The organism is Acidisarcina sp. (assembly GCA_035539175.1).
Lineage (GTDB): Bacteria > Acidobacteriota > Terriglobia > Terriglobales > Acidobacteriaceae > JANXZS01.
The window spans coordinates 56,353-77,376 of sequence record DATLIY010000004.1 but is presented as its reverse complement, the minus strand read 5'-3'; the positions used below and the strand labels follow the sequence as shown (position 1 = coordinate 77,376).

Below are 21,024 nucleotides of genomic sequence, written 5' to 3'. Positions count from 1 at the left end.
TTGGCCGGATTCCTGCCAACCCTCCGGGACGGGGTCCGTTCCCCTCATTTCTTCGTCGGTCGTCGCTAAGATACACCCGGTATCTGTCGCTCCTCCCTTCTCGAACTGAGAGAAACGGCCTCCCGTCGGCAGCCATCCCTAGTCGATACACCCTAGGCTTCCCTCTCACCTTCAAGCCTTTTCTCTACGAGGATGCCGCTCCTTTATAGATGAAGTTTTGGTTCTGTCTTCATCTACGCAGTACTTCTGTCTCCGGCAACGCCAGTAGAATGGAGCCGCTGCGATTGAAGCCGATGTGAAACTGATTGCCGCTATCATTGCTGCGCTCCGGTAATCTGCAGAAGGACTGTAAGGAAGGCATTTACACGATGAAGAGCAAGCTCACTCCGCTCTCCCATGGAGCGCAAAACCATTGCTTTGGATGTGGCGATGCCAACAAAACCGGGTTGCGCCTGAAATTCCTGACCGACGAGACGGGTCGCGTCCTCAGCCGCATCAAGATACCGCGGCGATTCGAGGGGCCTCCGGGATACATGCACGGCGGAGCCATCGCAACTCTTCTGGATGAAGCCATGAGCAAGGCAAATCGAGCCCGCGGCGTAACCGCCATGACCCGCCAGATGGAGGTGGAATATCTTCGTCCTGTGCCGCTGGGTGTTCCCCTGCTGCTTGAGGGGCGGTTGCTGAGAGCCGACGGGCGCAAACACTATTGCGAGGCCGAGGTCAGCGACGCCGACGGGCGGCCTCTGGCACGCGGGAAAGGGCTTTTTCTTGCGATCGATCCGGAAAAGTTCAGGCAGCAGAAGAATCTGGTCGAGTCGTAACCTCTCGCGGGAACGTGTTGCCGGTGTCTTTGCCACGCAAATTGGCCTGCGAGTGACTATCGCCAATCTCTGGCGGCACGCCTGCGAAATAGACGCGCCAGAAGCTGCTAAACTGGTGCTTCACCAGTAGTCGCCCACCAAGCGCATCCGGAACATCCACCCCCGACTTTTGAGCGCTGCGGGCACACTTGAGGAGGCAAGACCATGGCAGAGCTGAACACAAACGGCAACCATTCCGGCAGCACCGGGCTACGGCTTAAGGTCGGCTTGGCGGAGATGCTCAAGGGTGGCGTCATTATGGACGTCATGAGCGTGGAACAGGCCCGCATAGCGGAACAGGCCGGTGCGACCGCGGTAATGGCGCTGGAGCGGGTTCCGGCAATGATCCGTGCCGAGGGCGGCGTCGCTCGCATGGCCCGGCCAAGTCTCATCAAGGCCATCATTTCTACCGTCTCGATCCCCGTCATGGCCAAGGCACGCATCGGGCACTTTGCCGAGGCGCAGATTCTTCAGGAACTTGGCGTTGACTTCATCGACGAGTCCGAGGTGCTGACTCCCGCCGACGAGGCGCATCACATCGATAAGCACGCCTTCAAGACACCATTCGTCTGCGGTGCGCGCAACCTTGGCGAGGCTCTGCGGCGCATTGCCGAGGGTGCGGCCATGATCCGCACCAAGGGCGAGGCGGGAACCGGAGACGTGGTCCACGCTGTCAAGCACATGCGCCAGATCGTCGGCGAGATGCGCGCCTTGACCGTGCTCAGTGAGGAAGAGCTCTATACCGCTGCCAAGAATCACCAGGCTCCTTACGAACTGATCCGCATGGTTGCCAAGACGGGCAAGCTTCCAGTACCGAATTTTTCCGCTGGTGGTATTGCGACTCCCGCGGATGCCGCACTGATGATGCAACTGGGCGCCGAGGCGGTCTTCGTCGGCTCCGGCATCTTCATGAAGGAAGGCTCGACGCCACTGGATGTTGAACTCGACGATCAGGGCAACGTGCGCAATCGCAAGGAGCGGGAGGAGGCGGAGTCACGCGCCAAGGCTATCGTTATTGCCACGACGCACTATAACGACCCCAAGATCCTCGCCGAAGCCAGTGAGCAGGTTACCGGCTCGATGAAGGGCCTGGCGATTTCAGGCATCGAGGAATCCCAGCTCCTGCAGACCCGTGGCTGGTAACGGAGCGGAGACGGTGCCATCGGACCCCAGGGACAACTCAGCGAGCACGCCGGTGACGATCGGTGTGCTCGCCATTCAAGGCGACTACGCGGCACATGTTCAGGCGCTCGAAGAGGCTGGTGCGAACGCTGTCCTGGTTCGCAAGCCTGAACAATTAAGCGGCCTCGACGGGCTCATCCTTCCGGGCGGCGAATCCACCACCTTCCTCAAATTTCTTGAGCGGGATGGCTTTCTCGCGGACCTCGCTGCCTTTGTCCGCTCCAAGCCCACCTTCGGCACGTGTGCAGGATGCATTCTGCTGGCGGACGAGGTACTTCACCCGCAGCAGGAAAGCCTGGCTGTTCTGCACGCTACCGTCGAACGCAATGCCTATGGCCGGCAGATTGACAGCTCCATTGAACAGGGCCCATCCAAACTGCCTGGAGGCCCACTGGAGATGGTCTACATCCGGGCTCCGCGCATCACGCGGGTCGGTCCTGACGTAGAAGTACTCGCCGAGCGCGACAGCTTCCCTGTCCTGGTGCGTCAGGGAAACCTGCTTGCTGCCACCTTTCACCCGGAGCTCTCCAGCGACAGGCGGATTCATCGTCTCTTCGTTGAGATGGTGCAGCAGGCAAAGACGCAAAAATCGCACGTTTAAGGCAAACCTCCCATGCCGCTGGCGACACCCTTTCCGGCCATCGCGATCTGCACTGGATCTAGCTATGCGCGGTTCTCGCCGCTGGCGGCCAGCTCGCAGTGGTGGATGCCTCCAAATGCCTCGCTGCATGGCGTCGTTGTCGATCATCTGATGCGCTGGAACCTGGCGGCCCTGGGCCTCTGCTTTCTGCTCGCCCACCTGTTGCTGCTTATCGCAATCCTGCGGCGCCCTCGTCCGGGCACACCGCACGCTCCCAGCATGTGGATCATGGAGGCGCTTCCTCTCACGCTGCTCTGTGCTCTGTATATCTGGATGGCAATTACGGCGCAGCGGCTCTGGGCGGCAAATCGCTTCGAAGGCGCGTCGCCGGGAGCGATGCAGGTCGAGGTCGTCGGCGTCCAGTTCCAGTGGTATTTCCGCTATCCCGGAGAGGACGCTACCTTTGGGTTAACGCGGCCGGAGCTGGTCAACGCAGCAGCAGGCAATCCGCTGGGGCTGGATCGCAGAGACCCTCGCGGCGCCGACGATATCGTCGCCAGCGAGCTCGTTCTGCCCGCCGGACGCGAAGTGGACGTTACATTGCGCGCGCACGATGTCATTCACGGATTCTTTGTACCCGCCATGCGGCTCAAACAGAACACCGTGCCGGGGATGGTGCTGCATGTGCACTTCACTCCCGAGGTGCCAGGCGAGTACCCCATTCTCTGCAGTCAGGTCTGCGGCCTGGGCCATGCCAGGATGCAGGCAAAGCTGCGTGTGCTGCCGCCCGCCGAATATGCTCGCTGGCTGGCCGGCCGTGAGGCCGGAGTACGCGCCGTGAACGCCGCCACGGGGAGCGCACAGTGACAGGCCCCCTCGAATCCGCGCAGGTGCCCCAGGACTCCGATGCTGCCCCGCCGCAGCGGCCTTCCTGGATTCGGCGATACATCTTCACCACCGCTCACCGCACTATTGGCATCCAGTACCTGCTGCTCGCTCTGGTGGCTGTCGTCGTTGGTGCTTCCCTCTCGCTGCTGATGCGCATTCACCTGGCATGGCCGGATGTGCCCATGCCGTTCTGGGGCACGATGAAGCCGGAGGATTACCTGGCGCTGGTCACCATCCATGGCACCCTGATGGTCTTCTTCGTGCTCACTACCGCGCCGCAGAGTGGATTTGCGAATCTCGTGCTGCCGGAGCAGATCGGCAGCCGCCAGATGGCTCTGCCCATCGTCAACGCCATCTCTTTCTGGCTGACTGCCCTTTCGCTGCTGGTGCTGTTTGCGGCCTTCTTCGTGCCCGGGGGAGCGCCGATCTCCGGCTGGACCAGCTATCCCCCCTTCAGCGCCGTCGCCAGTGCGGGGCCTGGCCAGGCTCTCGGCATGGATTTCTGGCTGATCAGCATCGGAATCTTTTGTGTGGCCTCCACTCTGGCTTCGGTGAATATGCTCACCACCATCGTCGCGGAGCGGTGCCCGGGGATGACGCTTGGGCGGATGCCTCTTACCGTCTGGTCGTGGCTTGTGGCTTCGATGATCACGGTGCTCGTCTTCAGCGTGCTCTTTGCCGCGGCGGTGCTGCTGCTGTGCGACCGCCACCTGGGCACGGCATTCTTCGTGCCGATGGGCGATCTGGTCAACGGGCAGATCGTGGGCCACGGCGACGGCACTCCGCTCCTCTGGCTACACCTCTTCTGGTTCTTTGGCCATCCCGAGGTCTATATCGCTATCCTGCCGGGTATGGGGATCACCTCGTCCCTGCTAGCCAACTTCAGCCGGCGTCCTGTTCTCGGCTATCGGCTCATGGTCTGGACCACGCTGCTCATCGGATTTCTCGGATTCCTGGTCTGGGGCCATCACATGTTCGTCAGCGGCATGAATCCCTATGCCGGAACCGCCTTTGCCCTTACCACCATGGCGATTGCCGTCCCCAGCACGGCAAAGGTGCTTAGCTGGATAGGGACCATCTGGGGCGGCAACCTCCGCCTGACGACACCCATGCTCTTCTCGCTGGGCTTCCTCTCGCTCTTTATCGCTGGAGGCATTACCGGACCCCTGCTGGCTCTCCCGATCCTCGACGCCTATCTGCACAACACGTTCTTTGTGGTGGCTCACTTTCATCTCATCATGGGAATGGCGGCGATCTTCTCTGTCTTCGCCGGGATCTACTACTGGTTCCCCCTGATCTCCGGGCGGCAATTGCACGAAGGCCTGGGCAAAACGCATTTCTGGCTGACATTTGCGGCCGCTTACTCCACCTTCTTCCCCATGCACTTTGCGGGACTGGCTGGAGAGCCTCGTCACTACTCCCAGTTGTCGGGCGGAGCGGCGTCCATGGCCGCCTTGATACCCTTGCAGCGATATATCAGCATCTCAGCAATTGTGCTGGTCTCCGCACAACTGATTTTTCTTGCGAATCTGGTTTGGACCCTGCTGCAAGAAGGCTCTTCTGCAGCCAACCCGTGGCAGGCTACGACACTCGAATGGTCATCACCCGGCGACGAGGAGACAACAGTCGTTCGAGGTCCCTACGATTATGGCGTTCATCCCGGTCAATCCGATTTTTTACCGCAGGATGTTCTCGAATCGAATCGGGAGTAATCTCAATGTGAACGGAGTTGATATGCCAGTCACCTTCACTCGAAGCCCCATCGACACGGAGCGCAAAGATACTGGCATCGGAGGCAAACCTCCTGCCTCGCGCCGTCCGACCGGCGGCGGTGGTGACGGCGATAGCTGGGATGGGCAGCGGGGCAGAAACGGTCCGCGCCAGTTGCTCACGCGCTGGCGGCTGGGTATCTTCTTCGCCATGATCGGCGACATGATGTTCTTCGTCGCCATCGTCAGCACGTTCTTCGTCAGCCAGTCTGGCGGACACATCGATCCCCGCACACACAACTACGTCTCTACGTGGCACCCCATCGCCCTGCCGTCGATCCTATGGCTCAATACGGCTGTTCTGGTCCTGAGCAGCTTCACCATGGAGATGGCTCGCAGGCAACTCTTCCGCGAAATCGATGTGATCGAGGAGTGGCTGGGGATGGGACACCCTGCGTTGCGCCGCGCCACTCCCTGGCTGGCTGCGACTACCCTGCTTGGCGTCGCTTTTCTGGCGGGTCAGTGGATCGCGTGGCAGCAGATGTGGACCGACAAACTTCTCCTTGCCTCGGACCCGGCACGCTACTTCTTTTACCTGATTACAGGTTTTCATGGAGCCCACCTGGTCATCGGAATCGCCGCTCTGGTTGCTGCGCTCCTATCGCTTTCCTTCCTTCGCCGCGTCGAATACCGGCAGATCGTCGTTGACTGCACGGCATGGTATTGGCACTGTATGGGGGTCTTCTGGCTCTTCCTGTTCGCGCTCCTCGTCTCCGCCCAATGAGTTCTTCGGTGAATCGCCTCAGGGCACGTAGAGCGGCGTCCGGCATCCTGACGTTGCTGCTTGCCGCCGTTCTCGCTGTGCCCGTGCCCGTGCACGCCCAGGGATGCAGCATGTGCCGCGACACCGCTGCTGGAAGCGCCCCACAGGTTCGCAGAAGCCTCCGCGTAGCGATTCCCGTCCTTGGCATACCGGCGCTCGTTCTCTTTCTCGCTATGCTGGGGGTGGCGTTTCGCTTCCGTGCAAAGACGGACGCCTGATCTCCTGCCGCAAACCGGACACTATCTTGCTACCAACTCGAAATGGTCCTTGTCCTCCAGCTTGAACGTCTCTGCCTTGGGGTCGGCCACGCGATACATGGTCGCCTCCATCCGCTTTCCGCGGAGCGTCAGCAGGATGTAGTGGAAGTTTGGGAAGGCCGTGTCCTGATACAAATCCTGTGGGCCGCGTACCATCACCGGGTATGGTTTCGCCCCACCGCCGCCGCTCACGAGATAGGTGACGCCGCCGTGCTGGAAGCGTTCGTAATTGTGGATGTGGCCGTTGACCACCAGAAAACGCGCCCGCGACAGAGCTGCCTTCTGCTCGAGATAGGTACGCAACTCCCACATCTCAGGCGCCGGAAGATTGGCGACCACCTGCGACTGCACATCTGCCATCAACGGCATATGCAGCAGAAAAAATACAAAGTCCACCTGTGGAGGAATGTGCGCCAACTGCGCGTCGAGCCATGCAAACTGCGGGCTTTCGGGGTCTATCTTCTGCAAGGAATCAAGAGCGATCAGCTCCACACTCCCAGCTAAGACCGAGTAGTAGCGATGCCCCTCGATCTGCGGATACGCGCTGAAATAGTTCCTGAGCGCCTGGTGGACATCTCCCGTCAGCTCATGGTTGCCCAGGGTGGGATACACCCGCACGTGATTCTCCGGCCAGGATTTCGTCTCCTCGCGATAGACGTCCCAATCGTCGGAGTTGCTCCCCCAGAATGGCATATCCCCGGAAAGAAACAGCAGATCCGGCTTCTCTGCCCCTACCTTCTCCGCCAGCCACTTGCGCACGCGCGGACTGGTATCCACCTCGTTCCTGGGATTGGTAAACCGCATATCGCCATACGCCACAATCTTCAGGTCCGCGCCAGGCGCGATGTTCGAAATCACGAAGGTCGGCTTGCCGTCGTCGCCGGAGTTGCGTGCCGCGGTCTGCGCCAGTACAGCGAGAGGAAGCAGAAGCACGAAGAGCGCAGCCCATTGGATGGGAGGGAACGGGACTCGACGGAATGACGCAGGCGAATGATGCTTCGAATTCATCTCTCGTGACTATACCGTGCGTGCCTCTACCGCAAACTCATCGCAGTGACACGGAACTTGAATCTTTGCTGAGGAATTGCGTGCTGGCAAGGCGTAAAGGCACACCCTAGCGGCTTCCACCACCAACAAAGTGAACAATCTCCAGTTTGTCGCCGGAAGCAACCGGCGTGCCAGACCACTCGGGACGGCGCACAATCGTGCCGTTGTGTTCCACTGCGATTCGGTCACTCTTTAGCGCCAGGGCTTCGATCAAAGTGTCCAGGGTTGCTCCGGCCCCCAGGGCTGGGAAGTCGCGCTCTTGTCCATTGATGGTAAAGGTCATTGCAACTTCAGAGTATCACCGGGGTGGGGATATCTGGCAGGCGAGCTCCCACGGTGTCCGCATCGCCTTGCTGACCAATGCGATGCGCTGCGGTCCACGCAATCCACACCTCCGCAGATGCTTCGCTGCGGGGCGATTCAGCTTAATCCCCGATGGCGCGACGCAGAAACTCGCGGATACGAACCCACAATGGCGGAATAACAGGGCACTCGTAGTAGACTTCGCGATTCAAAGCCATCAGCAGTTGAATCGCGGCGAGCTGCGGGCCTGTGAATCCCTCCGCGCACCCCTCATGGACATACTCGTCGGTCAGATACTCGATGGCGTGCCCGAGTTTCTCGAGCGCATGCCCGGCGACCGGGGGAATCCGCCGCCGTCCGCGAACAGCAGCCACTCCGGTCCCGATTCCGGTAAATCCCGCAGGCAGCTTCTCGGGCACAGCTTCAGCCGCACCCGGAAATACTTTCACCGCACTCGCGTGCACCGCGGAATCAGCCCCGGCGATCGTTCCCGGTTCCTTTGACTCAACTGTATCCACTACATAGCTCGCCATCGCAGTCGTCTCCCGTAAACACTGTATCGGCGGCACCCCTCCCCAGCTTTAGAAAAGGGACGAAGCTTCAGGACCGGCGATCGTTTCGGAACTCGATGATGATGATGGTTCCGATACGGGAACGAAGTGATGGCGCTCACAGCAGGCAGGCCCCCCGCTCTGATATCCCAGTACAGGTGGCCGAAGTGTAAGCGGAGTCTTCGCCAACGCTGCCGGGCAGTCTTGTGACACTGGAAAGGGGTAGAGAGGTGGAAGCAATCGAACGCGATGGCCGTATCGTCCTACGCGATGGCTCGCGATGCGCATACTTTATCCCCTCAGAAATGCGCCTCTTTTCGCTTGACGCATCTCCAGCCCTTCCGTTGGAGTCAGTGGCCAGAATGGCGGAAGAGAAGTTTGCTGCGGTCTATAGGCGGGCCGGCTCACCGCAGGAGTACCCGCTCGCCCACCGCGAAGCGATGTTCCCCATTCTCTATCCGGATCACACGCAGCAGCCCATCTCCGGCAAGCCGCACCTTGGGCGTCTGACGCTCAACATCAGCAATATGTGCAACCTTGCCTGCAGCTACTGCTATGCCGATCAGGGGCGTTATAACGCGGAGGAGAACCTCATGTCTCCGCAGCAGGTGGAGGATGTACTGCAGAGGGTCCTCGATCTTTACGGCGAGATCACGGTGATCCACTTCTTCGGGGGTGAACCCCTGATGAATCTGGACGCGATCGAGACAGCATGCTCTTTTCTGCTGGCGGCGGTCGCCGAAGGGCGCTTACCCCACATGCCGCGCCTTGCCCTGACCACCAATGGCACCTGGTCCAGCCCGGAGGTCCTCGATGTCCTCCACCGCTGGAAGATTTCTTTGACAGTGAGCTGGGATGGATCTCGCGAGATCCACGATCATTGCCGCCCCATGCTCTCCGGAGCCTCCAGCTACGAGTTGCTTGCAGATTCGCTGCAACGCTTCCGCGATCACGCAATTCCGTTTGAGATCGAGTGCACGTACAACGCGTATCACCAGCGCAACGGGATCTCCATCGTCGACCTGATGGATTTCTTCTACAAGCACACGGACCGCAAAATTTTGCACATCTCTCCGGCGTTTCTTCCCCGCCCTGCCAAGCTTCGCATGTTCGGGTCCGAATATGTCGAACTCGCCAGTCTGGCCGAGGACTATCGCGCGGCGGCACGGGTCTCGATTCAGAATATGACGCGGGGAGAAGGACCGATCCTGCAGTTTGCCTACCAGGTAGCTGAGCATCTGGCGACACGAACCCCAGCGCAGACCTACTGCCCTGCCTTCTTCACGCAGATCACCGTCGCCACGGATGGCTCTGTCTATCCCTGCTTTATGCTGGCGGGTGATCCTGGTTACTGCATGGGGAATCTGCTGGACGGAAGCTTTCCGGGGCCCGACTCCGCACGTGTTCTGCGACAGTATTTTGACGAGTTTCAAGCCCGGCCCCAGGCCTGGTATACGTGCTTGTGCGAGGGGTGTATCGCAGGGGAAGCAATCGTCGCCGGAAACATGAGCGAGCCGGTATTTGCCCCCATTCAGCGCGCCATTGCCGAAGAGTGTGTCTTGCAGCTAGCGGCTCATCTTAAACCGTGAGCTGAAAAAAGTAGTAAAGGTTCAACCAAAAGGAGAAGTCCAAATGTTGGCTCAGGAAGTCAAAATGCACGAAGTCTCAGACATGGCACTACGCGAAATGATGCGCCACGCTGGCGGGTTCAACCCGGATGCAATGGGCGATGCATGCGGCGGCGGTTGCGGCCGAGGTGCAAGCTGCTCCCCTCGCAGCGAGGAAATGCAGGCCATGCTGTCCGGCGCTGACTGAATCCTTCCTGCCCTGAGAGGATCAACTCCGCAGTGGCCATCTCTTCAGGAACCGGCCGCGTGGAAAGAACATCGTGTAACTTGCGGATAAAAATGCCGCGCCGAAGACCATTCGAATTCGGCAAGGTTTTATCTATCGCCAGAGTCAGGCAGAACACATCTCGCCTGACTCTGTTTTTCTAAGTACCTCGCGATACAACACTCGCGGTGCAACATCAGATGCAACCGGCTAATTTGCGTGTGTGACCAACGCTGTCGCCTCACAACGTTGCTTGACTACAGCCCCACGAAAACCTAAAGTCAAGAGAGCGAACCTCGTTCCGCAAAACGAACCTCGTTCCACAAATCGATCCTGAAGATCGCGAGTCGATGCCAAATGCGTAATCCCTATTTCTGGAACTACCTGCCCCTCATGATGCAAGCATTGGCTGCCGTTGCCATCGGCGGAGGCATGGTCTTTGCTTCATGGTTCATCGGCAGACATCGGAGTTCGCGAGTCAAACTGGAGGCCTACGAGTGCGGAATGGTGGCCCAGGGTGACGCACGCGGACGCTTCTCCGTCCGGTTCTACATGGTTGCCATGCTTTTCATCCTCTTCGATGTAGAAGCGGTGTTCATGGTTCCGTGGGCGGTCATTTACAAACATTTGCCACAACTGACAGGCTCGCGGCTCTTCGGTTTCTGGGAGATGCTCGTATATCTGGGTTTCGTTCTGGTCGGCATGTTCTACATCATCAAAAAGGGCATTCTGGACTGGGCTTCAGACAAGGCGGACCTGTAAGACATGACAACCCCTCTGATGAACAAGGAAGCAGTTTTTTCCTCGATGACGGATCATCCGGCAATCGCTGCCCTGCGTAACTGGAAGGACGCAGCCGTTGCCGATGCAAAATTTGCCTTCGACGAACTCATGGTGACGATCGCCCCCGATGACATTCGCGAGGCTTGCCGCACTGTACAGTCTGCTGGATACAACTTCCTCGAAGATGTAACCTGCGTGGACTGGTATCCCACCGAGCCCCGTTTTCACGTTACGTACCACATCTGGTCCCTTCCCCTGAAGGAGCGTCTGCGGCTTCGCGTCGTCCTCGACAGCGTCGATCCATCGGTGGACAGCATCACCCCGGTATGGCCCTCCGCAAATTTTTATGAGCGGGAAGTTTTTGATCTTTTTGGAGTACGATTTAACGGCCATCCGAATCTGCGGCGCATCATGATGCCGGATGACTGGGAAGGTCATCCTCTGCGTAAAGACTACCCGGTGGAGGGCTATCGCTGATGTCTGAATACCTCACAGTTCCTATCATCGAAAGCCGCCCGGAGGATCCGTCCAAGGATCGCACCATGGTCCTGAATATGGGACCGCAGCATCCCTCTACCCACGGCGTTTTGCGCCTCGGGCTGGAGATCGACGGCGAAATCGTCAAGCGCCTTGTTCCTGACATCGGCTACCTGCACACCGGCATCGAGAAGACCTGCGAAGCCAAGTTCTATCAGCAGGTTGTTCCGCTCACCGACCGCATCGACTATCTCAGTCCGATGGCGAACAACCTCTGCTATTGCCTTGCGGTCGAGAAATTGCTGCAGATTGAGATTCCTCCGCGTGCGCAGTGGACGCGAGTCCTGCTCAACGAATTGACCCGCCTGGCCTCGCACCTGGTTTGGCTGGGCACGCATGCCATGGACATCGGCGCGCTGACCGTATTTCTCTACACCTTCCGCGAGCGCGAAGAGATTCTCAAGATTTTCGAGATGGTCTCCGGCCAGCGGATGATGACGTCGTACTTCCGCATCGGCGGTCTGGCGCTTGAACCTCCGCTGGATTTCTATAGCCGGGTCCAGGCGATTCTGAACATCATGCCGGAGAAGATTGATGAGTATTCCAATCTGCTTACCGGCAATCCCATCTTCTATAACCGGCTGAAGGGCGTCGGCTATCTCAGCGCTGCGGATGCAGTTTCTCTGGGCGTTACCGGGCCGCCGTTGCGTGCCAGTGGCGTGGATTGGGATCTGCGCCGCGACAAGCCCTACTCCAGCTATGAGAAGTTTCAGTTCAAGGTACCCACCTCTACCGATTGCGATGTGTGGGCGCGCTATCTCGTACGCCTGCAGGAGATGCGCGAATCCGTCAAGATCTGCCAGCAGGCGCTCGACGGCATGCCCGATGGCCCTATCAAGGCAGACGCGCCCAAGGTTGTCCTGCCGGAGCGCGAAAAGATGAAGACGCAGATGGAGGCGCTCATCTACCACTTCAAGATCGTCACCGAAGGCTTCTCTGTTCCTGCTGGAGAGGTCTATCAGTCGATCGAGTCTCCGCGCGGCGCGATGGGCTACTACGTGGTCAGTGACGGATCGTCGAAGCCGTACCGTGTTCACATGCGCAATCCTACCTACGCCAGCCTCCAGGCTCTGGAGACAATGTGCAAGGGAAGAATGATTGCGGATGTGGTCGCAGCGATCGGATCGATTGATATTGTGCTGGGAGAGATTGACCGGTGACGGCTGTTGCCCCCAATGCGAGCGCTACCTATGCAGAGTTGTGGACATCCTTCGCATCTCTGTTGCGCAGCTATTCCGCGGCTCACGGATTGAGCCACGCTGCCCTGCCGACGGTGGAAGTCACCTCCGAATGCATCGTGCTTCGCGGCCAGAATCGCTGGCTCGAAATCACGCATCATGAGAGTGAAGCCTCCTGGCAGCGCGAGGATGGAAGTGGCGCCAGCTTCCATCTGCGATTGAACGGTCACGTGGCGATGAACGAAGGCGAAGAGGAGATGGACGCAGTGGCAGAACGGTTGGCAAGGGAGATCATGCAATGAGCGTTCAGGAGAACACCATTTTTTCACCGGAGTTAGCCGCTCGTTTCGACAGGCTGGTCACCCTCTATCCGCATCGTCGCTCCGCGCTCATCCCTATGCTGCTCTATGCGCAGGATGAGAAGGGCTATCTCTCCGACGAGGTAATCGCCGAGGTTGCGCAGCGCATCGGCATCAGCGAACTCGATACCCGCAGCGTCATCAGCTACTACTCCCTGCTGCGCACCAAGCCGGCGGGTAAATACCACGTGCAGGTGTGTACCAACATCAGTTGCATGCTGCGCGGCGGCAAAGAACTCTTCAGCCACTGCAAGAAGACGCTCGGCGTCGAGAACAAGGAAACAACGCCGGACGGTGTGTTCTCACTGGAAGAGGTAGAGTGCATCGGCGCCTGCAGCTGGGGCCCTGCCGCCCAGATCAACTACGACTACTACGAAAACCTGACCCCCGAAGAGCTGGATAAGATCCTGGAGAAGTATCGCGCCAGTGCCCAGCAGGACAAACGAAGCTAGGCATCCCAGACAGGAAAGAATCATGGCGAATCTCGTTTCCCATCCCGATGTAGTCCCCCTCCTTTCCATGCGGTTTGGCAAAGGCGCGACTGCTATCGATAAATATCTGGAGCTTGAAGGTTATCAGTCTGCGCGCAAGGCCCTGGAGAAGGGTTCCGACTGGATCATTGCCGAGATGAAGGCCTCCGGCCTGCGCGGCCGCGGAGGCGCAGGCTTCCCGACCGGCATGAAGTGGTCCTTTGTGCCCAAGCAGTCGGAGAAGGACAAATATGTTCTCGTCAATGGCGATGAGAGCGAGCCAGGCACCTGCAAGGACCGGCTGATCTTTGAGCACGATCCTCACTCCATCATCGAGGGCGTCATCATCGCAGGTCTCGCCATCCACGCCAAGATGGGGTTCATCTACCTGCGCGGCGAGTATCGCTACCTGCTCAAGATCATGGAGCGCGCCATCGAAGAAGCCTATGCCAAGGGCTTTCTCGGAAAGAATATCTTCGGCAGCGGCATTGACTTCGACATTGTCTCCCAAACCGGAGCAGGCGCTTACGAAGTGGGCGAAGAATCGGCCCTGATGGAGTCGCTCGAAGGCAAGCGCGGAATCCCCCGAATCCGTCCTCCCTTCCCTGCGGTGGTTGGCCTCTACGGTGGTCCCACAGTCATCAATAATGCCGAGACGGTTGCTACTGTCCCGCACGTGCTGCGCATCGGCGGTGCGGAATACGCCAAGCTCGGATCGGAGCGCAATGGTGGCACCCGGCTCTTCTGCATCAGCGGCCACGTCGAGCGCCCCGGTGTCTACGAGCTGCCGATGGGCTACAACCTCAAGAAGATGATCTACGATGTCGCCGGGGGAATCCGCGGCGGACGGCAGTTGAAAGCAGTCGTGCCGGGCGGATCATCGACCCCCGTACTCCTGCCAAACGAGATCGATATCGGCATGGACTTTGACCAGGTCTTGAAGGCCGGAAGCATGCTCGGTTCCGGCGGTGTGGTTGTCCTCGACGATACGGTCTGCATGGTGGAGTTTGCGCTGCGCACCATCAAGTTCTACCAGCATGAAAGCTGCGGCTGGTGTATTCCCTGCCGTGAAGGCACCGACTGGCTCAAGAAGACCTTGACCCGCTTTCACTCCAGCGGCGGCGTCAGCAAGGACATCGACAACATGAAATACCTTGCGGAAAACATGCTGGGGCGCACCTTTTGCCCGCTCGGCGATGCGGCTGCTATGCCGACCATTGCCTTCATCAAGAAGTTTCGCAAGGAATTCGAAGATCACCTCGACGGCAAGCCCTGCCCGTACGCTCACACAGCAGAACCGGCCCTGGTTTAGTTCGCCGGCGCTGCAAGTAAGGACAAGTTCAAGATGGCTGACGTAAAACTTACAGTCGATGGCAAGCAGATTACGGCTCCCGCGGGCACGCTGTTGATTGAGGCCTGCCGCAAGGTAGGCATCGAGATTCCGGCGTTCTGCTACTATCCCGGACTCTCGCTCCAGGCCGCCTGCCGCATGTGCCTGGTACGCATTGAGAAGATTCCCAAACTGCAGACCGCCTGTACCACTCCCGTCAGCGAAGGCATGGTGGTAACCACCGAGAGCGACGAGATTAAGCAGGTGCGCAAGGCCATGGTCCAACTGGTTCTCGGCAATCACCCGCTGGATTGCCCGGTATGCGATGCCGGTGGCGAGTGCGAGCTGCAGGACATGACCTTCAAGTACAGCGCGGCCGAGTCTATCTACACGGAGACCAAGCAGCACCGCGAGGAGCAACAGTGGTCGCCGGTCGTCTACTTTGATCGCCCCCGCTGTATCCTCTGCTATCGCTGCGTGCGCGTCTGCGGCGAGGGCATGGACGTGTGGGCACTCGGCGTACAGAATCGCAACGTTACCAGCATCATCGCTCCCAATAAGGAAGATCATCTGGAGTGCGAAGAGTGCGGCATGTGCATCGACATCTGCCCCGTCGGGGCGCTTACCTCGGGAGCGTACCGCTACAAGACGCGGCCCTGGGAGATGAACCACGTCGCCACGATTTGTACCCACTGCGGCGACGGATGCAAGACCACCCTTGGTCTGCGCAGCGTCGATGATGGGGTCGAGATCATTCGCGGCGACAATCGCGACAAGAGCGGCATCAACGGCGACTTCCTCTGCATCAAGGGCCGTTACGCCTTCGAGTTTGCGAACCACAACGATCGCCTGACCAAACCCCTCGTTCGGCAGCCGGACGGAAAGCTCGCTCCCGCAACCTGGGAGGAGGCTCTGGATTATGCAGGCCGGCGGCTTGCTGAGATTCGTGACGCGCGCGGCGGCGCGGCTATGGGCGTTATCGGGTCGAACCGGACCACCAACGAAGAGAATTACCTGCTGCAGAAGTTTGCCCGCAAGGTGTTCGGCACAAATAATATCGATCACCATCGCACGGCGGATTATGCCTCGTTCGCGCGCGCATTGTCCGGGCACTCAGATCGCACGGCAAGCCTTCGTGACATCGGCGCCGCCCCAGCGATTCTGCTCCTCGGCAACGATCCAACGCAGCAACATCCGGGTCTGGCGTGGAGCCTGCGTACCAATTTCCGCCACAATCGCGCACGGCTTTATATCGCCAATCATGCAGAGATCAAGCTACGGCGCCAGGCCAAGGCCTCGCTCACGATTCCGCAGGATGGATACGCCCAGCTAGTCAGCTACCTCGCAGGAAATGACGCTCCCCTCTCCGCTACCGAGGCAACCGCCGCCTTCCGCGAGGCGATCCGCAAGGAAGAAAACCTCATCATTATCTTTGGCTCGGAGTATCGCGGCCGCGATGTCGATGCGCTGATCCAGTTCGGCCTCCAACTGCCCAACACCAAGTTTGCCTGCCTCGGCGACTACAGCAACTCCCGTGGCGCGGCGGATATGGGATTGATGCCGGACCTGCTTCCCGGATATCAGCCGGTGGCGTCCCCGGCGCACTTCTCTGACGAATATGGCAGCCTTCCCGTAGCACCTGGACTCGACCTCATCGCTATGTTCGACGCCGCTGCCCGAGGCGATCTTGGCGCTCTCTATGTGGTTGGATCGAACCCCGTCAGCCGCTACAACATTTCGCCGGAGACGCTCAAAAATACCTTCCTCGTGGTGCAGGATATGTTCCTCACCGAAACGGCCGTGCTTGCCGACGTGGTACTGCCGGCTGCCAGCCTCTACGAAAAGACCGGTACGGTTACAAATACATACGGCGATCTTCAGTTGGTCAAGAAGGCCGCAGATAAGGCCGGCGTGCGCAGCGATTTCGAGCTGATTGTTCGTCTGGCGGATCGCATGGGCGCCAATCCGAAGCAACTGGTCTCTTATGGAACCGGTATGCGCGCCGATCTGGGACAGTCTCGCGGAGTGCAATCCGGCGAGGCGGACCGCCATGCCGTATGGCTTGCCGCAAATCATCTCGAACCCAAGCTCAGCCCCTTTGACCCCTTTGCGATTCTCGACGAGATCCAGCGGCTGGTTCCTGGCTACCAGGTCGACCGCCTGGCACTGCTCGCCGGCAACGACGGACACACTACTCCCCCGCTGGTGCAGATCGAAGGCATCTCGGCGGACTCTAGACCTGACGGCGTTCTTCCCGCGCAGGATACACTCTTTACATCCGGCACTCTTGGCCGCTATTGCGATATCCTCGGTGAGGTAATGGAGTCGAGGGAAACCAGGTCTGCTGTAGCCGCGGCAACAGCTCCGCTGAAAGATAGGAACGCGTAAGCATGCTGACGTTTCTGCTGTTGAGCTTGGCGAAAATTGTTGTGGTGATCACCGTCATGCTGATGGGAATCGCCTACACAGTTCTGCTGGAACGCAAACTCGTAGCCCGCATCCAGAACCGCTGGGGACCTAGCCGGGTCGGTCCTTTTGGCCTTCTCCAGCCGCTATGCGACGGAGCCAAGTCTTTCCTCAAGGAAGACATCCTGCCTGCCGCAGCCTACAAGCCGCTCTATATCCTCGCGCCAATCATTGCGCTGGGTTGTGCGCTGCTGACAATCTCGGTGGTTCCCTTCGGGCCAGAGGTACGTTTCCATGGCGTCGATCTCTTTCAGATCACCGATCTGAACATTGGTCTGCTCGTGGTACTGGGAATTACTTCGATCGGCATCTACGGAACTGCGCTCTCGGGCTGGTCCTCGAACGACAAGTATTCCCTGCTGGGTTCTCTGCGCGCCAGCGCTCAGGCAGTCAGCTATGAGCTTGCCCTCGGACTCTCTCTCGTCGGCGTGGTTCTCCGCAGCGGATCGCTTAGCCTGCGTGAGATCGTCAATACCCAGTCGGCCCACGGCATCTTTTCCTGGAACGCCTTCGGGGGCTTTCAGTTCATCGCCTTCCTCATCTATCTGATGGCGGCCTATGCGGAAACCAACCGTGCTCCGTTCGACCTGATGGAAGCGGAGTCGGAGCTGGTCGGCGGATACCACACCGAATACAGCTCGATGAAGTTTGCCATGTTCTTTATGGCCGAGTATGGCAACATGATCAACGTGGGCTGCGTGGCAACGCTGCTCTTCCTCGGTGGCTGGACCAGCCCCTTCGGAAACCTGCTGCCCAGCTTTGGCGGTCCCATTCTGGCATCGATCCTGCCGCTCTTCTGGTTCGTGCTCAAGGTATTTTTCTTCCTCTGTCTGTATGTCTGGGTGCGCGGCACACTTCCGCGCTTCCGCTATGACCAACTTATGGCCTTCAGCTGGAAATTTCTCGTGCCGCTGGCCATCGCAAACATTATTGGGACAAGCCTGTGGCTGGCTCTGCGCACTAGCTAGTGCATTGTTTTACAATGCACCTTCCGGTCCAAAGTTCTTTTGCGTTTTACGAATGATGTTGAGTGACCCAGGAACATGCAACTAGTTCTCTTCATAGTCTTTGGCGGGCTGTGTGTGGCGGCGGCACTGAATCTGCTGCTGACCCATCACCCGATTAACAGCGCGCTCTCGCTGATCGTCGTGATGACATCGCTCGCGGTCCTGTATCTGACGCTGGGAGCGGAATTCCTTGCTGCCGCGCAGGTCATCGTCTATTCGGGCGCGATCATGGTGCTGTTTACCTTCGTCATCATGCTCCTCAATGCGGGAGAAGAGGTCAGAACCCGGGGCAGCCGCGCGGCCTATCTCGTCGGTATTCCGGGCGTCGCCGCTCTCCTCGGACTGCTCACTTATGTCTTCCTCTCAGAGGGCAGTAAGCTGGGCCACGCTGTCTCAGGCAATCCCTCGACGCTCTACGACCTGAGTGCATCGCTGTTTCGCGACTTGTTGTTACCCTTTGAGGTGACATCGGTCCTGATTCTCATTGCCATTCTCGGCGCCGTGGCGCTGGCGCGAAAGGAGCACTAGCGAATGGTTCCCATCTCCTATTACCTGGTGCTGAGCGCGATTCTCTTCTCGATTGGCGTCGGCGCGTTCCTTATCAAGCGCAACATCATTACAGTCTTTATGTCGATTGAGCTCATGCTCAACGCCGTGAATCTTTCCTTTGTCGCATTCGCGTACCAGTGGCACGCAATTCGCGGCCAGATCTTTGTCTTCTTTGTGATGGTTGTCGCAGCCGCTGAGGCTGCCGTAGGCCTGGCCATCATTATCGCCATCTACCGTACGCGGAACACCCTCAACGTGGACCAGATCGATCTGATGAAACTATGAACGGTACGCTCCATCTCTGGCTCATCGCCCTGTTCCCGCTCGCGGGCTTTGCAGTTAACGGCCTCCTCGGCCGTAAACTACCCCGAGCGGCTGTCTCTGCCATTGCACTGCTGGCAACCCTCGTCCCTCTTCTGTTGGTGGGGAATATCGCGCTGCATTTCCGCGAACTCACCCTGCCGTATGTTGAGAAGCTCGCAACGCCGTGGATCCAGACCTCTGCCTTCCGCGCCGACTTTGCGTTTTCGCTCGATCAGTTGACGCTGGTCATGCTGTCGGTGGTCACCGGCGTGGGATTCCTGATCCACGTGTACTCCGTCGGCTACATGGAGGAGGAGGGCTACTGGCGATTCTTTGCCTACCTCAACCTCTTCATGTTCTTCATGTCGGTGCTGGTGCTCTCGGAGAACTTCCTGCTGATGTTCGTTGGCTGGGAAGGAGTCGGACTCGCATCCTATCTCCTCATCGGTTTCTACTACACGAAGAAATCGGCAGCGGACGCCGGGAAGAAAGCATTTATCGTCAACCGTATTGGCGACTTCGGCTTTCTGCTGGCGATGTTCCTTCTCATCGCGCACTTCGGGACTCTTAGCTTTTCGAGCGTCTTCGGACAGCTTTCAAGCCATCCCGAATGGCATGGCGGGTTCCTGACTGCGATCTCGATATTCCTGATCCTCGGTGCCACCGGTAAATCCGCCCAGATTCCTCTCTACGTCTGGCTGCCGGACGCAATGGAAGGTCCCACTCCGGTCTCTGCGCTCATTCACGCCGCCACCATGGTCACGGCGGGCGTCTATATGATAGTCCGCGCGCACATGATCTTCGACCGGTCGCCGCTGGCACTTACGCTGATCGCCATCATCGGAGCGGCAACCGCACTCTTCGCCGCAACCATCGGACTTGTCCAGACAGACATCAAGCGCGTACTGGCCTACTCCACTGTTTCGCAGTTAGGCTACATGTTCCTTGGTTGCGGAGTCGCGGCTTATTCGGCAGCGATCTTCCACCTGGTCACGCACGCATTCTTCAAGGGTCTGCTCTTCCTTGCCGCTGGATCCGTGATCCACGCACTCGGAGGCGAGCAGGATCTGCGCCACATGGGCGGCCTGCGCAGGGCAACCCCTGTCACCTTCTGGACCATGACCGCTGGCGTTTTCGCCATCTCAGGGTTCTTCCCCTTCGCCGGATTCTTCAGCAAGGATGCAATCCTGTTTGAGACATTCCGCTCGCCAAACGGCGGAATCCTCCTCTGGTCGATTGGCATCTTTACCGCATTTCTCACCTCGTTCTACATGTTCCGCCTTTGGTATCTGGCTTTCTTTGGCAAGAGCCGTGCGGAACACGCGGCGGACCATGGCCACGCTCACACCCCGCATGAGAGTTCCTGGGTTATGTTGGGGCCACTGGTGATTCTTGCCATTCTTTCGGTTGTCGGAGGCTGGATCGGCTGGCCCGAGGCCCTGCGCGGCAGCGACTGGTTTGCACACTTCCTCGCGCCTGCTCTCAACAACGCTCCGCCGTTGACCGGCGCATCGGGCCAGGCGGCAGGTGCATTTGTCATCACGCAGCATGTTGTTGCCGAAACGACTCCCCATATGGAGCGCATCCTCAGTGGACTCGCCGTACTGATTGCCGCGCTGGGCTGGTTCGTTGCTGACACCTTTTATCGCCGCAGCCCCGAATTACCTGTCAAGCTGGCGGCGAGCTTCAGCGGCCTGAGATCCCTCCTCGTCCACAAATACTGGGTCGATGAGATCTATCAGGCTTTAATCGTACGGCCGCTGCTGCTTAGCTCCCGCTTTGTGCTGGGTGGCGCTGTAGAAGGCGTCGTCGTCCAGGGCGGTGGACGAACCGCCGCTGGAATCGCCGGTGGTCTCGGCGCGATCCTGCGGCGTATTCAATCGGGAAACATTCGCTCGTATGCCGGCTGGCTGGCAATCGGTGCCGCAGCCATGCTCTTGCTCTCTTACTTCGGATTCGGAACCAGCGCTGTTGCAAGCTGGGGAACGCACTTCAAGATTTGGTAA

The 21,024-nt window shown here is 59.0% G+C and carries 23 protein-coding genes; 20 read left to right on the top strand and 3 right to left on the bottom strand.

What is annotated here, in order from left to right; translation table 11 throughout:
- The first annotated feature begins 368 nt into the window (after positions 1-368).
- The 7 genes from VM554_01655 (at position 369) to VM554_01625 (ending at position 6,263) form a co-directional block, all read left to right on the top strand.
- The gene (locus VM554_01655) at positions 369-824 is read left to right on the top strand and encodes a PaaI family thioesterase (GenBank protein ID HVJ07068.1); all 456 of its coding nucleotides are present in this window, start codon (positions 369-371) and stop codon (positions 822-824) included.
- 204 nt (positions 825-1,028) lie between these two features.
- On the top strand, positions 1,029-2,006 hold the full coding sequence (gene pdxS / locus VM554_01650; protein HVJ07067.1) for a pyridoxal 5'-phosphate synthase lyase subunit PdxS: 978 nt from the start codon (positions 1,029-1,031) through the stop codon (positions 2,004-2,006).
- On the top strand, positions 1,996-2,646 hold the full coding sequence (gene pdxT / locus VM554_01645) for a pyridoxal 5'-phosphate synthase glutaminase subunit PdxT (protein ID HVJ07066.1): 651 nt from the start codon (positions 1,996-1,998) through the stop codon (positions 2,644-2,646). Before pdxS ends, pdxT begins: the two co-directional genes overlap by 11 nt.
- 12 nt (positions 2,647-2,658) lie before the next feature.
- On the top strand, positions 2,659-3,492 hold the full coding sequence (locus tag VM554_01640; GenBank protein HVJ07065.1) for a hypothetical protein: 834 nt from the start codon (positions 2,659-2,661) through the stop codon (positions 3,490-3,492).
- Entirely contained in the window at positions 3,489-5,225 is a 1,737-nt protein-coding gene (locus VM554_01635; GenBank protein HVJ07064.1) for a cbb3-type cytochrome c oxidase subunit I, read from the top strand. Before VM554_01640 ends, VM554_01635 begins: the two co-directional genes overlap by 4 nt.
- A gap of 22 nt (positions 5,226-5,247) precedes the next feature.
- Positions 5,248-6,006, top strand: a complete 759-nt coding sequence (locus VM554_01630) for a cytochrome c oxidase subunit 3 (protein ID HVJ07063.1) — start codon at positions 5,248-5,250, stop codon at positions 6,004-6,006.
- Between the two features lie 8 nt (positions 6,007-6,014).
- Positions 6,015-6,263, top strand: a complete 249-nt coding sequence (locus tag VM554_01625; GenBank protein ID HVJ07062.1) for a hypothetical protein — start codon at positions 6,015-6,017, stop codon at positions 6,261-6,263.
- Positions 6,264-6,284: 21 nt separating this feature from the next.
- Here the strand turns inward: VM554_01625 and VM554_01620 are convergent, their stop codons facing one another.
- The 3 genes from VM554_01620 to VM554_01610 all read right to left on the bottom strand — a co-directional run bounded on the left by VM554_01620 (position 6,285) and on the right by VM554_01610 (position 8,185).
- Positions 6,285-7,310, bottom strand: coding sequence for a metallophosphoesterase (locus VM554_01620; protein ID HVJ07061.1), 1,026 nt, complete (start codon positions 7,308-7,310; stop codon positions 6,285-6,287).
- Between the two features lie 106 nt (positions 7,311-7,416).
- Positions 7,417-7,632 carry a sulfur carrier protein ThiS gene (gene thiS, locus VM554_01615; protein HVJ07060.1) on the bottom strand — a complete coding sequence of 72 codons (216 nt, stop codon included), beginning with the start codon at positions 7,630-7,632 and terminating at the stop codon, positions 7,417-7,419.
- Positions 7,633-7,774: 142 nt separating this feature from the next.
- On the bottom strand, positions 7,775-8,185 hold the full coding sequence (locus tag VM554_01610; protein HVJ07059.1) for a hypothetical protein: 411 nt from the start codon (positions 8,183-8,185) through the stop codon (positions 7,775-7,777).
- Between the two features lie 380 nt (positions 8,186-8,565).
- Between VM554_01610 and VM554_01605 the strand changes: the two genes are divergently transcribed.
- The 13 genes from VM554_01605 to nuoL all read left to right on the top strand — a co-directional run bounded on the left by VM554_01605 (position 8,566) and on the right by nuoL (position 21,024).
- Entirely contained in the window at positions 8,566-9,792 is a 1,227-nt protein-coding gene (locus VM554_01605) for a radical SAM protein (protein ID HVJ07058.1), read from the top strand.
- A gap of 43 nt (positions 9,793-9,835) precedes the next feature.
- Positions 9,836-10,018, top strand: coding sequence for a hypothetical protein (locus VM554_01600; protein HVJ07057.1), 183 nt, complete (start codon positions 9,836-9,838; stop codon positions 10,016-10,018).
- A 375-nt stretch (positions 10,019-10,393) separates the two neighbouring features.
- The gene (locus tag VM554_01595) at positions 10,394-10,798 is read left to right on the top strand and encodes an NADH-quinone oxidoreductase subunit A (protein HVJ07056.1); all 405 of its coding nucleotides are present in this window, start codon (positions 10,394-10,396) and stop codon (positions 10,796-10,798) included.
- Between the two features lie 3 nt (positions 10,799-10,801).
- On the top strand, positions 10,802-11,296 hold the full coding sequence (locus VM554_01590) for an NADH-quinone oxidoreductase subunit C (GenBank protein HVJ07055.1): 495 nt from the start codon (positions 10,802-10,804) through the stop codon (positions 11,294-11,296).
- Positions 11,296-12,516 carry an NADH dehydrogenase (quinone) subunit D gene (nuoD, locus tag VM554_01585; GenBank protein ID HVJ07054.1) on the top strand — a complete coding sequence of 407 codons (1,221 nt, stop codon included), beginning with the start codon at positions 11,296-11,298 and terminating at the stop codon, positions 12,514-12,516. The genes VM554_01590 and nuoD overlap by 1 nt, the downstream gene beginning before the upstream one ends.
- On the top strand, positions 12,513-12,836 hold the full coding sequence (locus VM554_01580; protein HVJ07053.1) for a hypothetical protein: 324 nt from the start codon (positions 12,513-12,515) through the stop codon (positions 12,834-12,836). Before nuoD ends, VM554_01580 begins: the two co-directional genes overlap by 4 nt.
- A complete protein-coding gene (locus VM554_01575) occupies positions 12,833-13,345 on the top strand; it encodes an NAD(P)H-dependent oxidoreductase subunit E (protein ID HVJ07052.1) in 513 nt (170 codons plus the stop codon). Before VM554_01580 ends, VM554_01575 begins: the two co-directional genes overlap by 4 nt.
- A 22-nt stretch (positions 13,346-13,367) precedes the next feature.
- A complete protein-coding gene (nuoF, locus tag VM554_01570; GenBank protein ID HVJ07051.1) occupies positions 13,368-14,675 on the top strand; it encodes an NADH-quinone oxidoreductase subunit NuoF in 1,308 nt (435 codons plus the stop codon).
- Between the two features lie 33 nt (positions 14,676-14,708).
- A complete protein-coding gene (locus VM554_01565; GenBank protein HVJ07050.1) occupies positions 14,709-17,081 on the top strand; it encodes a molybdopterin-dependent oxidoreductase in 2,373 nt (790 codons plus the stop codon).
- A 2-nt stretch (positions 17,082-17,083) separates the two neighbouring features.
- On the top strand, positions 17,084-18,127 hold the full coding sequence (gene nuoH / locus VM554_01560) for an NADH-quinone oxidoreductase subunit NuoH (protein HVJ07049.1): 1,044 nt from the start codon (positions 17,084-17,086) through the stop codon (positions 18,125-18,127).
- Between the two features lie 75 nt (positions 18,128-18,202).
- Complete coding sequence (locus VM554_01555; protein ID HVJ07048.1) at positions 18,203-18,694, top strand: NADH-quinone oxidoreductase subunit J; 492 nt, start codon at positions 18,203-18,205, stop codon at positions 18,692-18,694.
- Positions 18,695-18,697: 3 nt separating this feature from the next.
- On the top strand, positions 18,698-19,000 hold the full coding sequence (gene nuoK / locus VM554_01550; protein HVJ07047.1) for an NADH-quinone oxidoreductase subunit NuoK: 303 nt from the start codon (positions 18,698-18,700) through the stop codon (positions 18,998-19,000).
- On the top strand, positions 18,997-21,024 hold the full coding sequence (nuoL, locus tag VM554_01545; protein HVJ07046.1) for an NADH-quinone oxidoreductase subunit L: 2,028 nt from the start codon (positions 18,997-18,999) through the stop codon (positions 21,022-21,024). The genes nuoK and nuoL overlap by 4 nt, the downstream gene beginning before the upstream one ends.

Coding starts and splice junctions, on each gene's coding strand:
- VM554_01565 (HVJ07050.1), top strand. CDS start 14,709: ATGGCTGACGTAAAACTTACAGTCGATGGCAAGCAGATTACGGCTCCC.
- VM554_01555 (HVJ07048.1), top strand. CDS start 18,203: ATGCAACTAGTTCTCTTCATAGTCTTTGGCGGGCTGTGTGTGGCGGCG.
- nuoH (HVJ07049.1), top strand. CDS start 17,084: ATGCTGACGTTTCTGCTGTTGAGCTTGGCGAAAATTGTTGTGGTGATC.
- thiS (HVJ07060.1), bottom strand. CDS start 7,632: ATGACCTTTACCATCAATGGACAAGAGCGCGACTTCCCAGCCCTGGGG.
- VM554_01610 (HVJ07059.1), bottom strand. CDS start 8,185: ATGGCGAGCTATGTAGTGGATACAGTTGAGTCAAAGGAACCGGGAACG.
- nuoF (HVJ07051.1), top strand. CDS start 13,368: ATGGCGAATCTCGTTTCCCATCCCGATGTAGTCCCCCTCCTTTCCATG.
- VM554_01640 (HVJ07065.1), top strand. CDS start 2,659: ATGCCGCTGGCGACACCCTTTCCGGCCATCGCGATCTGCACTGGATCT.
- VM554_01620 (HVJ07061.1), bottom strand. CDS start 7,310: ATGAATTCGAAGCATCATTCGCCTGCGTCATTCCGTCGAGTCCCGTTC.
- VM554_01655 (HVJ07068.1), top strand. CDS start 369: ATGAAGAGCAAGCTCACTCCGCTCTCCCATGGAGCGCAAAACCATTGC.
- nuoK (HVJ07047.1), top strand. CDS start 18,698: ATGGTTCCCATCTCCTATTACCTGGTGCTGAGCGCGATTCTCTTCTCG.
- VM554_01605 (HVJ07058.1), top strand. CDS start 8,566: ATGGCGGAAGAGAAGTTTGCTGCGGTCTATAGGCGGGCCGGCTCACCG.
- nuoD (HVJ07054.1), top strand. CDS start 11,296: ATGTCTGAATACCTCACAGTTCCTATCATCGAAAGCCGCCCGGAGGAT.
- VM554_01600 (HVJ07057.1), top strand. CDS start 9,836: ATGTTGGCTCAGGAAGTCAAAATGCACGAAGTCTCAGACATGGCACTA.
- VM554_01630 (HVJ07063.1), top strand. CDS start 5,248: ATGCCAGTCACCTTCACTCGAAGCCCCATCGACACGGAGCGCAAAGAT.
- VM554_01590 (HVJ07055.1), top strand. CDS start 10,802: ATGACAACCCCTCTGATGAACAAGGAAGCAGTTTTTTCCTCGATGACG.
- pdxS (HVJ07067.1), top strand. CDS start 1,029: ATGGCAGAGCTGAACACAAACGGCAACCATTCCGGCAGCACCGGGCTA.
- VM554_01575 (HVJ07052.1), top strand. CDS start 12,833: ATGAGCGTTCAGGAGAACACCATTTTTTCACCGGAGTTAGCCGCTCGT.
- nuoL (HVJ07046.1), top strand. CDS start 18,997: ATGAACGGTACGCTCCATCTCTGGCTCATCGCCCTGTTCCCGCTCGCG.
- VM554_01595 (HVJ07056.1), top strand. CDS start 10,394: ATGCGTAATCCCTATTTCTGGAACTACCTGCCCCTCATGATGCAAGCA.